At 42.7% G+C, this 15308-nt stretch carries 9 protein-coding genes; 7 read left to right on the top strand and 2 right to left on the bottom strand.

Annotated features, from left to right (window positions below):
• Positions 1–12: 12 nt before the first annotated feature.
• The 6 genes from SRRS_RS21750 to SRRS_RS21725 all read left to right on the top strand — a co-directional run bounded on the left by SRRS_RS21750 (position 13) and on the right by SRRS_RS21725 (position 12013).
• On the top strand, positions 13–486 hold the full coding sequence (locus SRRS_RS21750; RefSeq protein ID WP_371363478.1) for a hypothetical protein: 474 nt from the start codon (positions 13–15) through the stop codon (positions 484–486).
• Positions 487–1013: 527 nt separating this feature from the next.
• On the top strand, positions 1014–3431 hold the full coding sequence (locus SRRS_RS21745; protein WP_371363477.1) for a filamentous hemagglutinin N-terminal domain-containing protein: 2418 nt from the start codon (positions 1014–1016) through the stop codon (positions 3429–3431).
• Between the two features lie 87 nt (positions 3432–3518).
• Positions 3519–9833: a hemagglutinin repeat-containing protein gene (locus tag SRRS_RS21740; protein ID WP_371363476.1), complete on the top strand. Its 6315-nt coding sequence runs from the start codon at positions 3519–3521 to the stop codon at positions 9831–9833.
• Between the two features lie 19 nt (positions 9834–9852).
• Positions 9853–10257: a hypothetical protein gene (locus SRRS_RS21735; RefSeq protein WP_371363475.1), complete on the top strand. Its 405-nt coding sequence runs from the start codon at positions 9853–9855 to the stop codon at positions 10255–10257.
• 1003 nt (positions 10258–11260) lie between these two features.
• Positions 11261–11524, top strand: coding sequence for a hypothetical protein (locus SRRS_RS21730; protein ID WP_371363474.1), 264 nt, complete (start codon positions 11261–11263; stop codon positions 11522–11524).
• A gap of 108 nt (positions 11525–11632) precedes the next feature.
• Positions 11633–12013 carry a hypothetical protein gene (locus tag SRRS_RS21725; protein WP_371363473.1) on the top strand — a complete coding sequence of 127 codons (381 nt, stop codon included), beginning with the start codon at positions 11633–11635 and terminating at the stop codon, positions 12011–12013.
• A gap of 257 nt (positions 12014–12270) precedes the next feature.
• On the opposite strand, the gene SRRS_RS21720 is transcribed toward SRRS_RS21725, so the two are convergent.
• Positions 12271–12663: an ACT domain-containing protein gene (locus SRRS_RS21720; RefSeq protein ID WP_371363472.1), complete on the bottom strand. Its 393-nt coding sequence runs from the start codon at positions 12661–12663 to the stop codon at positions 12271–12273.
• A 73-nt stretch (positions 12664–12736) separates the two neighbouring features.
• Positions 12737–13516 (bottom strand): potassium channel family protein, encoded by a 780-nt coding sequence (locus tag SRRS_RS21715; RefSeq protein WP_371363471.1) that lies wholly within the window; start codon positions 13514–13516, stop codon positions 12737–12739.
• Positions 13517–13994: 478 nt separating this feature from the next.
• On the opposite strand from SRRS_RS21715, the gene SRRS_RS21710 reads away from it, so the two are divergent.
• A complete protein-coding gene (locus SRRS_RS21710) occupies positions 13995–14960 on the top strand; it encodes a S8 family peptidase (RefSeq protein WP_371363470.1) in 966 nt (321 codons plus the stop codon).
• Positions 14961–15308: the final 348 nt, after the last annotated feature.

Genomic DNA, 15308 nt, shown 5'->3' with positions numbered 1-15308 from the left:
AAGGGATTTAAAATGAACTTTAGACAATTGGCAAAAAGATTTATATGTGTATCTGGGTGGTATAAAAGTTACCCAAAAATGGAAATGCGTATAAAGTGTAATAGGGTGCTATATGATATTAGTAATCGATTAAAGCCTATTATTAACTCATCTACGACGGAAGATTTGCGATTGATACATCAATTTACTAAAACACCGCTTGCATACATGTCAGATGACACGGAATTTACGGTGTTACTTTTCCAGCGAAATATATTGCTTGATCCGGTAGATGCTGATGTATTAAAAAAATTTGCTATGTTTATCTGCACTTACGGATGGCAACTTGAAGCGAATAAAATTGAGCAATTGTTAAATGAGAGAAAGATAGAAAAGGCAGCTAAATTTTCAATTAGTTTGGAGCTTTATAGAAATGGACGTCAACATGAAATGACTGAGAAGGAATTAAATATCTATGTTGATAAAATCATGAAAACTCTTGACTAAATAATTCTGGAATGAGTGACAAGAGCTACTGGACAACACCTCTACTCCTAAAAGCCTCAAAGGTCAACAGACAAAATCTGTTGACTCTTCTTTTCTCCAAAATACCTGCGGTGTCTTCTGGTTGCTTCTATTGTTGGAGGTAATAAAAAATGGAATGCTGATGTTGCGGGAATAAAAAAAAGAACTAAGATAAGGAGAACTATTAACTCCTACAAGAAGTGAATAAATTAAAACTTATCACGAAAGGTAACGGGACAATATGTGCCGCCTTTCGTGTTTTTTTATTCTTAGGGGGGAGAGAATCGTTCTAGTGAGAAGCAATTATCTCAAACTCTTAAATAAGGAGACAAAACAAAATCAAAAAAGCATAAAAGCAAAGGAAATTTACGGATTGCGAGGAAATATATAGGAGAGAAAAAATATAACAATTTTGTAAAATTTAAGCCTACAACTAACAAAATCCATCAGATTATTTACCACAAAACACTACACTTGAGGAGTTAACCACAGCCCAAGGAGGGGAAAACATGTCCGGATTTTCTCTAAAAAAGAAAGCCCAAAAACTAACTGCGTGGATCACCTTAGTACTATTTACCTTGCAGCCAAGCTTCATTTCTGCCCAAACCGCAGCCGATCCCAACGCAGCCAAACAAAACCGACCGACCGTCGAAAGTGCCCAAAACGGCACCCCGGTCGTACAAATTGCCGCGCCAACCGCGGGCGGCGTATCTCATAACCTCTACCAGCAATTCAACATCGACCCCAAAGGACTCATCCTAAACAATTCATACGGGTTATCAAAAACCCAACTTGCCGGATACATTCAAGGCAACCCTAACCTCGCCGGTGGTTCCGCGCGAGTCATCCTCAATGAAGTCACCAGCAACAACATCAGCCACCTCCGCGGCTACCTTGAAGTCGCCGGACAAAGAGCCGACGTCATTATTGCCAACCGCAACGGCATCATCGGCAACGGCTTCAGTTTCATCAACACCAACCGGGGCGTACTCATCACAGGCACCCCCATCTTCGGCGGTAACGGCAGCCTCGAAGCCTTCCGCGTAACCGGTGGTCAAATCGCCGTCCAGGGCGACGGCATTAACGCTACCGGCGCCGACCGCGTCGACCTCATCAGCCGGGCCGTCACCGTCAACGCCGGCATCTGGGCCAAAGAACTAAACGTAGTAACTGGCCCGAATGCCGTAAACTACAATACCCTAACCACCCAACCCATAGCTGGCGACAGCATCGAACCCCAACCCCAAGTGGCGATTGACGTCAGTGCCTTAGGCGGCATGTATGCCAACAAAATAAAACTAGTCGGCACCGAACAAGGTGTCGGCGTCAACAGTCAAGGCACCCTATCCGCCGATAACGGCAACCTCATCCTAACCAACAACGGGCAAATCACCCTCGCTGGTAAAACCAGCGCCGGTGGCAGCCTCAACATAAACGCCACTGACGACATAAATGCTCAGGGCACAATCTTTGCCAAACAAAACACTAACATCAACGGCACCGGAACCATAGCCAACACCGGTACCATTGCTGCAGGCAACAATACAGAACTCACAGCCAAAACTATAGCCTCGACCGGAACCATAGCCTCCGGTATAAAAACAGATGGTAACGTCGGTACCACAGGAAACCTAATCATAAATGCTAGTGAAACCCTAACCGCCACAGGCAAAACCATCGCCGGCGGCAACCTTAAAATGACTGGAACCAACATTGACGTAAGCAGCGGAACCACTTACGCTGGCGGCTCCGCCAGCATCACTGCATCTAATGGTGACATTGACCACAGTGGGGCTACAACCCAAGTCAACGGACAACTAACTCTGAATGCAACAGGGGCTGTCAAAAACCTGAAAAATACAAGCAACCAAGCTGGTCAAATCACATCCGAAAAAATCGCCATCACAGCGAAAGACATACTCAACCAGGACGGAACCATCCAGCAAACCGGTTCCGGTGATACCACCCTAACCGCCACCGGCGCCATCGATAACACCGCAGGGACAATCGCCACCAATGGTACAAACCTTGCCATAAAAACAAATGCAATCAACAATAGCCAGGGAAAACTTCAGCACGCGGGAACAGGCGCCCTAGTAATACAAACACCCGATGGCATCCAAAACACCAGCGGCACCATTGTCACCAATGGACAAGCCACACTCAACGCCCAGAACCTGGATAATACCCAAGGCACTATTGCCGCCGGACAAGACCTGAAAATATCTCTTAAAGGTAACCTAACCAACAGCCAAAATGGCCAACTAACAGCCAACCAAAACCTAACTATGAATATCGGTGGTACCGTTACCAATACCGGAACTATTACCGCCGGTAAAGACGCTGATATAAGCACCAAAGACATGACCAACGAAACCGGTGCTACTATTATCACCGGCAACAACCTAAACCTAGTAACAAGCGGCGCCCTAACCAACCAAGGGACAATCTACGCCCAGGGCAATACCAAGCTGGAAACTGACGGTACCTTAACCAACACTGGCTTGCTTGCCGCGGCCAAAGACACCACCCTATCCGCCAACACCATTTCTTCTAGCGGAGTAATCGGTTCCGGCCTCAACAGCGACGGCAGCGTAGGCAATACCGGTAACCTTACCATCAAAGCCAATACCACCGTTGCCACCAACGGACAAACACTAGCTGGCGGTGACCTCACCATTATCGGTGCTGCCATCGACCATACCGGTGGTAAAACCTCTGCCGGTGGGACCGTCAGCCTTACCGCCACCAGCGGTGATATCAACAACAACGGCGGCGAAATCCAAACGCACGGAGCGTTGACAATAGCAACTGCTGGCAGTCTGAAAAATGATAAAGACACTCAGGGGAAGAACGGCCAGATAACCGCCGGCAAAATAACCGCCGTAGCTAATAGCATCAGCAACAAAGGTGGCACCATAAAATAATCAGGTGCAGAAAACACAAACCTAACAGCGGCAACTGCCATCGACAATACCGATGGCACCATTGCAAGCAATGCCGATAATTTCACCGTGGAAACCGGCACCCTCACCAACACCAACGGTCAAATCCAACACGCGGGAACAGGCGAGCTGGTAATACAGGCTGCCAATACCCTGACCAACACCAGCGGCAGCATCGCTACCAACGGCCAGCAAACTGTTCAAGCTCAGGCGCTAGACAACACAAAAGGTACCATTGTAGCCAAAAAGCAACTTACCGTACATGCGCCTTCCTTTGTAAACAGTCAGGGGACCCTTGCTGGTGACACCATAAACATTACCTCCCGGGCAATCACCAACAACCAACAAGGCTTAATCCAGGCGGAAAAAGGCCTAACAGTAAAAGCCCAAACCCTGGATAACCAGACAGGCAGCTTGCTAAGCCTTGACAACAGTGGTGCCATCATTGCCATTGACCAAACTATCCAAAACTCTAACGGTGTAATTGGTGGTAACGGGGATGTAACCATTACCGCGGAAAATCTAACCAGCCAAAACGGACAAGTTCTGGCGCAAGGCGACCTTACCGTCACCACCAGTCAGGGACTGGATAACACCAAGGGCAAAATGGTATCCCAGAAAAATATCAACCTTAACCAAACCAACACAACACTAAATAACACCGGTGGCACAATCAACGCCGGTGGAGAATTAACCGTCCAGGCAAATACAATTAACAGCACAGGCGGTACCCTGACCGCCACCACTGATGTTAACCTTACCGCTCAGAACCTAATAAACGGAACAACAACGGCCGGACGGGATGTCAACATCAACGTAAGTGGCGGCTATACCCAGGAAAACGGCCAAGTACAGGCTAACAGGGACGTCAATATTCAAGTAACCGGGACAGCGACAAACAAAGGCAACATTGCTGCCGTAAATGATGTCAAACTGACCGCCGCAACGGTTAATAACAATACAGGTGCTGTTATATCTGCCAATAAGCAGTTAAAAATATCGGCAACAAATGATGTCAACAACGGTGGCAAACTTGACAGCAACTTGGTAGATGTACAAGCACAAAACATCAACAATACCGGAACCGTTATGGCAAAGAACCTAACCATGAACGCCGACATTATCAAAAATACCGGCGATGCGGCCATGCTGGCTACAACTACCGAGATGAACCTTAATGCCAAAACCGCACTGGAAAATAAAGACGGCGCTACTATCTACAGCGTAGGTAATATTACGATAGCTGGTAGTGACAAGCGGGATACACAAGGACAACCGGTAGATAGAAGTGGTTCGGTACTTAATCAGTCAGCCAAGATTGAGGCTGATGGTAATATTGCTATATCTGCTAAGGATATTACGAATACGAGAAGGGTAATCGAGGTAGGGCAGAGGATTATTTCGGATGTAACTTATTCTAAGATTCGTATTGGCGATATAGGCTGGTGGGGGACATATGGTGGTTCTGGTGGTGGTGAAGAGTATAGAACGGCATATCGTCAAAATATACTTGATACTAACACAGCAATTCTGGTAGGTGCTAAAATAGTTACTAATCCTAAGTTCCCTATAAAGCGTGAAGCTAAAATATGGATGTTAGGACAAACCGTTACGGAAACTGATTTTACCCAGAATTCACCTGAAGGAAAAATTACTGCTGGTAGAAATATAACGCTACGTTCTGATACCGTGAACAATAACAGTAGTATAGTTATTGCTGCTGGTAAGCTGGATTCAAGTGGAACGTTAAATAATATTTCTCAGGGACGGGTAAGAATAACTACTCGTCATTTGGCAGATAGCTTTATGCGCGCTTACGATGATCTTCACGACAATTCTAAACAGGTTTATATAGCTGACCTTCGCGACGAAACAACCTACGAACAACTGCCTAGTACTACTGCAATCTTTGAAGGCAAACAGCAAGTAATCATCAATGGCCCCAGCGTAACTAACATTACTAATAACCCTGCAAACATTACCGGAGGCAATACTTCAACCCTAAAAACTACGCAACAATCCGATGTCTCCAAAATCCAAACAGTTCTAGTAAACACCACTGCAACACCGATAGGACAGGCAGGGACGACTGGCAGTGTATCTAACATAGTTAACAAAAACAGCATGAGCATAATCCTGCCTTCCAATGGCCTTTATACCATTCACACCGAACCGGGCAGCCGTTACTTAGTAGAAACAGACCCTAGGTTCGCTAATTACCAAACCTTTATTTCCAGTGACTATATGCTGAAAAACCTCGGCTTGGATCCCTCTAAAACCATGAAGCTGGTCGGGGACGCCTTCTACCAGCAGAAACTCATTCGCGAGCAGGTTAGCCAGTTAACCGGCAGGCAATTTCTCGGCGAATATTCTTCCAACAATGAAGAATATAAAGCCCTAATGGATAACGGAACGACCTTTGCGAAAAAGTTCAACCTGCAGGTCGGTATTGCCCTAACCCCGGAACAAATGGCGCAGCTCACTTCCAACATGGTTTGGATGGTAGAACAAGAAGTACAGGGCCAAAAGGTACTGGTTCCCGTCGTCTACCTGGCCCCGAATCAAACCAGCAGCCTAAGAGATAACGGAGCTATCATCGCTGGTGAAAACGTCAGCATAACGGCAGACCAGGACATTCTCAATCAGAACGGTAAAATAACCGGTGGAAACATCAACCTGGTAGCTGGCCGCGATATCAAGAATGAAACAACAACCTTTGTTGCCAAAACAGGAGATCATTTTGAATCAGGCAACGAAATCAGAACAATGGCCGGACAAACCGCCGAAATTACCGCTACCGGCAATTTAACCGTTAACGCCAAACAAGATGTAAAAATTATTGGTGGCAAGCTATCGGCAGGCAACAACGTAACCATCGACGCTGGACGCAATCTAGAAATAGGGGCAGTGGCTACCGGCGATATAAATACCGGGAAAAATTATCTTCAAGAAACCACCACAAATATAGCCAGCAGCATCACTGCCGGAGATAATATAGCATTAAAAAGTAAGCAGGACACTAATCTAAGTGGTGCTAAAGTAGCAGCAGGTAAAAATGTTACACTCACGTCTACCGAAGGTAACATTAATATTAACGCAGTAAAAGATGAAGAATTAGTAGACACTAAAAGTCGCAGCTGGTTTAAAACGAACTCGTACCATAAAGAAACAACGAGTAATGTAATCAGCAGCATCACAGCTGGTGAAAACATCGGCATGTCAAGTAAGCAAGATACTAACCTGAGCGGAGCTGACTTGAATGCTAGTAAAGAACTTAACATTACTGCCAACGGCAATGTCAACATTACTGCAGTAAAAAATGAAATACTGCAAGATGAAAAAACAGGCTCAAGCAGCAATTGGAAACGCACCCGTACTGACGATGAAACAGTCATCGGCAGCAACCTCCATGCCGGTGGCAACGTCAATATCGCAACTGTTCAATCTAACGACAACAAAGAACCTAATAAAGGCAATATCACCATTGCCGGCAGCAACGTCACCAGTGATGACGGTAAAATTGCCATCAAGGCAGATAAAGACGTAACAATTCAAGAGGTCAAAGAAAAACACGAATCACTGGTGCAGACCCATAAAAAGAAAAGTGGTTTCTTTTCCTCGAAAACCACAGATACTCTCGACTATTCCCTGACGAACCAAGTCAAAGGCAGCACCATCTCCGGAGACCAAGTCGACATCAATTCCGGCAACAACCTTACCGTCAAAGCCGGCACCGTTGTCGCCACAAACGACGTTAAACTGCAAGCCGCCAACGACGTAACCCTTACCTCCGCCCAAGAAACCGGCAAAGAAGAACACTACAAACGCGTCAAAAAATCCGGTCTATTTGGTGGTGGCGGCTTAGGCTTCACCATCGGCTCACAAAGCACAACAACAACCCTAAACGAACAAGTAAAAGACGAAATCGGCAGCACGGTTGGTTCCATCAACGGCAATGTCACCGTCACCGCCGGTAACAAAGTAAAAAGCGAAGGCACAACCTTTGTCAGTGGCAAAGACACCAACATCACCGGCAAAGAAGTAACCATTGACAACACCATCAACACCTACGACAGCCAGTACAAATTTGAATACAAAAAAAGCGGACTTACCGTGTCTTTGGGTGGTACAGTAATTGAATCCGGTCTCAGTATGGCCAATCATTTGGACCGTTCCGGAGAAGTAGAGGACAACCGGTTACAAGTTCTTCACCTCAAGAAGGCATACGAGGACTATAAAAAAATCGATAAAACCTTTGATGAACTTGGGAAACTCAAGGATGATTTTAACAAGGCGATAGATAAAAGTAAGCTAACTAATAGTAAACTCGATCAAGACGCAGCCACAAAAGCCGGTAATAGTCTAAAAGATAGCATAGACAAAGCCTTCTCCATTAATGTCAGCCTTGGCACAGCTAAAACAACCATGGTGCAGAACACCCATGTAGAAACAGTGAATGCCTCAAACGTATCAGCAGGCGGCAACGTTACCATCAAATCCACTGCTGGCGACGTTAACCTTAAGGCTACAAATATTAATGCGACCAATATCACAATCGACGCAGTAAAAAATCTCAACATAGAGTCTGCTCAAAATGTTTCGAATACCGACACCAAGACAAGTTCATCCTCCGCATCCGTCGGCGCAACTTTCGGCCTAGGATCGGGATCCTTCGGCGGATTCAACGCTGGATTCAACTCCAGTAAAGGCAAGGAAAACCAAGCATCCATTACCAATACCGAAAGCGTAGTCAATGTAAGCGGTACCGTATCTCTAAAATCGGGGAACGATACCAACATCATCGGTTCTCAAGTCAAAGGTAACAAAGTAGAAGTCAACGTTGGCGATAATCTCAACATCGAGAGCAAGCAGGACAGTGAAACCTACAAATCGGAAACAAAAAGTAAAGGAATCAACGCAACAACAGGATTCAAACCAAGCAAAGATGATCTAACGAAAAAAGTAGGTACATCCAATGTAACTGGATCTACAAATGCAGAAAAGATGAACTCCAGTTACACTAGTGTAGTTGATCAAGCAGGCATATTCGCAGGAAAAGATGGTTTCGATATCAAAGTAGAAAAGGTTACCGACCTGAAGGGTGGTGTCATTGCCAGTGACGCTACGCCGGATAAGAATAAGATTAGTACCGGTACGCTGGCATGGCAGGATTTGCACAATAAGGCAAAGTATGAGGCATCTGGTTATGGACTTAATTACTCTTCTAAACGAGGAGAGCAAGGTTCAGGCATAGCTAAAGGAATTACGCCATCCATTACTCCAACTGTAAAAGGTGATGCAGATAGTATAACAAAATCAGCAATATCTCCTGGAACTATTGAAATTCGCAGTAATCCTAACCAAGATATTAGTGGACTTAGTCGTGACCCAAAAGACTCAGTTAATGCTCTGGCGAAGATATTCGATAAGAAGACCGTTCAAGAAAAGCAAGAGTTAGCAAGTTTGTTTGGTCAGATGGCTTATGAAGCTGTAGGGGAAATAGCAAGGAAACACCAGATGGAAGCTGGTAAAAAGAACTATGAGGCAGCAATGCTTGAAAAAATAGACCCTAATAATCCGCAGATTGCAGTACTTCGCCAAGAAGCAAGTAGTATTCTATCTGAGTGGGGTCAAGGTGGAACAAGTAAGATAGCCTTACATGCTCTTGTCGGGGGCATGATGTCCAGCTTATCAGGCAATAGCTTTGGTGCTGGAGCGACTTCTGCAGGAATAAATGAAGCTTTACAGAAAGGGTTAGGAGCATGGGAAGAAAAAAATCCAGCTCTTAACCAGTGGGCGAGTCTTGTTATTGGTGGAGCAGTAGGTGGTTTAACAGATGGAAATGCAGCTAATGCAGGAAATGTAGCCCTCTCTGGAACAAAATATAATGCAGATGTGCCCAAAGTACTGTTAGGACCAGTGTTAGGTGCAATTATTCCGGACGAATGGATAGACAGAGTATTTAATCCAGGGCTGAAGAAAATATTTAAATGCGTAGGGACGGGCGGTCTTAAGCCTAACGAATATAAATGCTATGCAGTTGACTTTGGGGAAGGAATTGTGGGAAGGGTTGGATATATCATTGATGGAACAGGAAACGTCTTTGAAGTTACAGGAGCTGGAGTCGGTGGATCCATATTGCCTATTTCAGCAGGAGAAACGGTTGGGATAGTGTTAAAGAAAGATGGAAAAAGTTATGATGCAAAAAAGATGCAAGATGCAATGGAAGGATTGTCCATTGGCTTTAGTTTCCAAGGAGGGGTTCAAGGAGGGGTTTCTTGGTCCCCTAGTGGCACGTGGTATGGCGAGGTTGGCGTGGTTGCAAACGCTGGTGTAGGTGGCACTCTAGCCAAAACTCATTATCTGTTTAATATCAATGATTAGTAAGAACGGGGGTGTAAATATGAACAGAGGGATGATTTTCTTACTTGGATTTTTGGTACTATTTATTGCTGGATATTTGGTTTGGAATAACGAGGATGGTAAATCACGCGAAGTAAGGATTGTTGCCGAAAATCAAGCCATCCAGCACCCCGAAGGAACTAAATTAATTTCGTATGAAGTTGGACGAAAAATTATTAAGCGATGGGTTTCTAGCAAGTATACGTATCCTATCAGCGATGATGAAGTGAAAAAATATTATGATCAAGAGTTTGAAAAGAAGGGATGGGAAAAAGTACCGTACTCTTATTCAAGACCAGGAGATATGTTTTATGCATATAAAAAAGATAATTTAGAAGTGGTTTTAGGATCACATAAGGAAAATTATTGGACGCTATATATGACCTATCTGGATGCTAAATATTAAACAATCTAAGAGTAAGTTAGGGGATCGAAAAGAAGCAAGGGGACGGTACTCGCTAAGGAGGGACAATGAATCTGCCTGTGACACCCTGTGGCTGGCAGTGCGGGCGCTACCGGAGTTACACTGTTAGTTACACTGAACGGAATGCGGCTGGTGTGCGGGAATAAAAAAAGAACTAAGATGAGGAGAACTATTAACTCCTACAAGAAATGAATGGGAAAGCTGTTCAATATGAAATTCCGTATCCAGATCGATTGATAGTACTAATGCAGAAATTCAATCTAACTACTACAAGCAACTGCAAGATGCAACCCTAGTATACGGATTTAAGAGTGTACTTGCATTTAGTGTAAAAAAAGTGGGGGATTTATTACGAGTACCAGCAAGTGAAACGGGATCAGGGATTGCTGAAACTGGAGCTAATACGGCATCTAAAACTATACAAACTGAAACAACGATTAAACAGGGACCGAGTAATGTTAGCGTGGCGGGTGATTCATCAAAGATTTCCTAATGCAAATGGGACCCGGCTTTAAGAGCAACACGAAGACCTATATTTGATAGTTGGGTACAAGATGGTGTAGAAATAAACGGAGAGACTTTTAAAATGAACCAACATGCCAACAGATGTTAAAGTCTGTTGGCTTTTTACTAATATAGTAATGATGGTAGTAGCCTGACAGTTTTAGGCTTAAGGGGTCGAGTACAGTTGAGCAATTGGCAAAATCAAGTCCAATAGAAATTCCTTCTTCAGCTACTTAAAGAGTAAGGTAAAACTGGATATGACTAGGTGTACCAGAAGAACAAGGTAATACTTGGGTTGTTACTAGAACCTTACCTGGAGAAGGAGCCAGAAGACTCCGAAGAAATTCTAACTGAAATAATGAGTGGACGCCACGATGGAAATGGCAAGAAGCTATAACTGCAAGGCAAAATTGTACTGCAACTCCAGAACAAGATGCAATGCTAAAAAATGGACACTGGTCAGCGCCTTAGGAGGAGAAACATGGGTAGATATGTATTGATATTGACCCAAAAGCTTTTGGTGTTAAAGATAAGTCGGGATGGTTTGAGACTGCTGAAAAAGTTGCGTTTTTGTAAACTTGAGCACGGCGGAATAAGGGTTTGTAGGTCTGTCTTTCCGAAAAAAATGGACTTTTTCAGTGGTTTCGGACGGTTCCTTGACTCATCAGGCTGGCAGTGCTGGTTGCATGCTAGAGTAGCACTGTTGGTTCTGGTGAACGGAATGTGGCTGGTGCGAGCCAGATAGGGAGAGCTATTTAGTACTACCTAATTTGTATCATTATTGAAATATAATCATACTGAATTAATAATCCATATTATAGATAAGGACTATCGGAAGGAATGCGGTGATTGAGTGTTTGAAGAGATAAATAGCCGTGGATTGGAAGTCTTTACTGCTCTTCTATTGCTCTCTGGAGAAGCAAATATTATTTCAGTCACTCTAAATAAACAACAAGGTTTTTTTTCATTGAACGTCGGTTCTAAATTTTTTGATTGGCGAACTCCTTTAGAAGTTACAACATCGACGAATCAAACTCAAACAAGGCCAGCATCAGCAGATATGGAAGACATTCCTATAAAGCCTCATTTAGCATTTGACAGCTGCTTGTCTAATGGTACCGGAGATGCCGAAACGACTACTTCCGATGCAATGATTCTTCTTGGTATCTTTATTATTGCAGTTTTCTTACTGGAAGACCCTTTTATTGATATCACTCATTCAACAAATACATAAGTTAAAATCCTATTTCTAACATACTCCCATGTGCTTCCTTCAATCTTTGGAACCAGAGTACGTCACGTATCCGCTGCTGAAGAAAACGGACCAAGTTCAATAAACTGATCTGGACCAAATTGACAGTGTTGCTAAAACTGGCGACCTACAGCATGCCGCCATAGGCAGCCAGTGATATACGGTCAAAATCTATGATGGGCAAGGTTTGGTCCAAGAAAAATGCTTATCCACAGTAACTATCGAAGTTAGCACCCAAATTAATCAGTTTCAATTTCAAACCCCTCAGAACGAAGGGTCTGCAAAGCATTTGCGAGGTCTTTTTCTTTTACTAAAATATAATCCGTATTATACGTTGAAATGGCAAAAATACTAACGCCGGCTTTGGCTAGTACAAAAGAAACTATAGACAATATGCCTATTAAGCTAAAATCTAGTATTCCCACGATCTTTAGTGCTCGCCAACTTCTTTCACATACGGCATCTTTAGGTATACCTGATTCTGAGCATACTATCGAAAGCTCATCTGAAGTCTTCGTAATAGAGAAAAACTCGCCTTGATAGGCCCAACGGGGGACATCTTCGCTAGAATCCAGTTTGCAGACACCAAGTGTATCATTCAATAATTTGAACTTTAATTTAATCGCAGCCATTTTAATTCTCCCATCGTGTTTTACAGATCTTACAAAGTATATATCCAGCGCCAAGTATTTGCAAAGCAAATCTTTACTTACGTTCGTTTTGTTTCAACGTTAGTAATACAGAATGAATATTATTTATATCATCAATAGTTAAGGAGTCGAAATCTTTTAGTTTGTTAATGGTTTGATTGACGATTTCACTACTATAACTGGACTTCGCCTGAGTGGTAATAAAAAATGTGGCTACTGTTCCAGTTAACATACTTAAAAAACCAATACCAACAATCATTAGAACTACTGCAACGATACGTCCGCCAATCGTATGGGGCGCAATATCTCCATAGCCAACTGTTGTAGTGGTGACAAAAGACCACCATAGTGCATCTCCGATGTCCATATCATCAACAAATGCTATAGCTATAGCTCCGCAGAAAATTGTTGAAAAAGTAAACCATAAAACATGATGGAAGTCATTAGTGGTTACTATTGCACTTAATCGCTTATATACACGATTTAAATAGATAAATACTCTTAGCATGTATAATACTCTAGCGAGGCGTAAAGCTCTTAGTCCTTGAAAAGCAGTGTCAAAAGGTATTATAGAAACTAGGTCTATAATGTTGGTGCGGAAAAATTGCTTTTTATTTTCCGATACTATAAATCTAACAATATAATCAACTAAAAATACTGCCCATATTAAAATATCAATGTAGTTTAGAATGAGTAATTGGCCAGATGTTAGATTTGTCCTGCTCTGCAAAATAAGTGACGCCACAATTGACATTGCCAGGAATGACATTAATAAGTCATAGTAAATTTTATAAGGTCCTGTATCTAGATTTCTAATATTAGCGATAATTTTCATTTTTCACCTCGATGTGGGGAGATACAAGATCAGACATAAAAACACAGGCTGCTCAGCACAGTGCTCTGTTTTTTGCTGTGAAAAATCAGAAATGTAAATATGAAATATAAATTATATCGAATATTATCGTATAAGAAAATTATATGGTAAAGTGACATGAAAATGTGTCGATTTGTCATGTTGTATATTGATGATTTTTGTAAATAAAATAGTGTGTTTTGCGCTTATCACTAAAAGAAATATAAAAACACAGCCTGCCTAGCAGTGCTGTGTTTTTTCGCCTAAGAATAATCATGAGAAGTTGTGTTTTTTTTACTCTCGCCAGTGTTTTCAAAATATATGGTTATAGACACTTCCAGTATTGAAATTGGACGGAAGACGGAGAAGTTGAATTAAAAATTTTTAAAAAAATTTACAGGAAAATATTGGAATAAATTAGAAATAATTATATAGTTAAGAAAGGAGGGAGGAATCAAGTATGAATGAAATGAGCCTGGTACCTTTCGAGATCAAAGAAGTGATTGATCAATTTACAGAAATTCCCGAAGGCGTAAAACTAATGAAAGCTCCAGAAGTATGGAGTGAAAGCAAGAAAGGAAGTGGAGTAGTAATTGCTGTCTTGGATACGGGTTGCCAAAAAGATCATCCCGACCTCGAAGATCGAATAATTGGTGGACGCAATTTTACTGCTGACTTTAATGGCGACGAGAACAATTTTGATGACAATAATGGACATGGGACGCATGTTGCCGGAACAATAGCTGCTTCGGAAAACAATCAAGGAGTTCTCGGCATGGCACCACAGGCGAAACTGCTGATACTCAAGGTCTTAGAAGGGAATGGAAGTGGAAGTATTCAAGGCATTGTAGATGCTATTCAGTATGCTATTGACTGGAAAGGGGCGAATGGAGAAAAAGTACGGATTATTTCGATGTCCTTAGGCGGTCCCCAAGGTTCGCAGGAATTCCATGATGCTATCATTAGAGCGATAAACTGCGGTATTCTGGTTGTCTGTGCAGCCGGAAATACAGGTAAACAAGAAGTACAGTTTCCAGGCGCTTATAATGAAGTTGTCGGCGTAGGGGCAGTAGACCTGAACAAAAAATTTGCGTATTTCAGCACTATGAATAATGAAGTCGATGTCGTGGCCCCAGGTGTTGATATCATATCGACATATCCAGGCAATAAATATGCGAAACTTTCTGGTACATCCATGGCTACTCCTCATGTCGCCGGTGCGGCGGCTCTAATCATTAACCAGTGTGAAAAAGATTTTGAGCGTACCCTTACCGAAGTTGAAATATATGCGCAACTATGTAAAAGAACGAGTACGCTGGGTTATAAAAAGATGAAGGAAGGCAATGGTTTTTTAGATCTTACTGTGGGATATCAAATTGTCTTACACCCTATGGAAGTAGAAACAAAGGAAGTTACTCTGGTATAAGCTTATAAACGATCTCGCGGTATTGTGTCCTTTTCGGGGGAGAGAAGCGCTTACCATAATTCTTCCATCAGTGTCAGAAAAGCAACTTCCTACATATAGCCCGAACGTATAAAAAACACAGCCTGCTTTAAGCAGTGCTGTGTTTTTTATTGCAGAGAAAATCAGAAACAAAAATATGAAATAGGATCTTTATTATTCAGGAGTTTCAGGCTTTACGGGGCTTATAGTCGCTTTCTTGCAAAACTGTTACATAAATTAGTGCCGTGGTTTTGCTGAAAAAGATAGAATTATTAAATGAAAGCTTATTATATCGAAATTTATCTTATAAGAAATTATATATTAAAGTTA

The organism is Sporomusa rhizae, from assembly GCF_041428845.1.
Classification (GTDB): domain Bacteria; phylum Bacillota; class Negativicutes; order Sporomusales; family Sporomusaceae; genus Sporomusa; species Sporomusa rhizae.
This window is presented reverse-complemented; position numbering and strand designations above follow the sequence as displayed.

What these genes read in the sequence shown, in the direction of transcription:
- SRRS_RS21750 (WP_371363478.1), top strand. Translation starts at nt 13, where the DNA reads ATGAACTTTAGACAATTGGCAAAAAGATTTATATGTGTATCTGGGTGG.
- SRRS_RS21745 (WP_371363477.1), top strand. Translation starts at nt 1,014, where the DNA reads ATGTCCGGATTTTCTCTAAAAAAGAAAGCCCAAAAACTAACTGCGTGG.
- SRRS_RS21735 (WP_371363475.1), top strand. Translation starts at nt 9,853, where the DNA reads ATGAACAGAGGGATGATTTTCTTACTTGGATTTTTGGTACTATTTATT.
- SRRS_RS21730 (WP_371363474.1), top strand. Translation starts at nt 11,261, where the DNA reads ATGGGTAGATATGTATTGATATTGACCCAAAAGCTTTTGGTGTTAAAG.
- SRRS_RS21720 (WP_371363472.1), bottom strand. Translation starts at nt 12,663, where the DNA reads ATGGCTGCGATTAAATTAAAGTTCAAATTATTGAATGATACACTTGGT.
- SRRS_RS21715 (WP_371363471.1), bottom strand. Translation starts at nt 13,516, where the DNA reads ATGAAAATTATCGCTAATATTAGAAATCTAGATACAGGACCTTATAAA.
- SRRS_RS21710 (WP_371363470.1), top strand. Translation starts at nt 13,995, where the DNA reads ATGAATGAAATGAGCCTGGTACCTTTCGAGATCAAAGAAGTGATTGAT.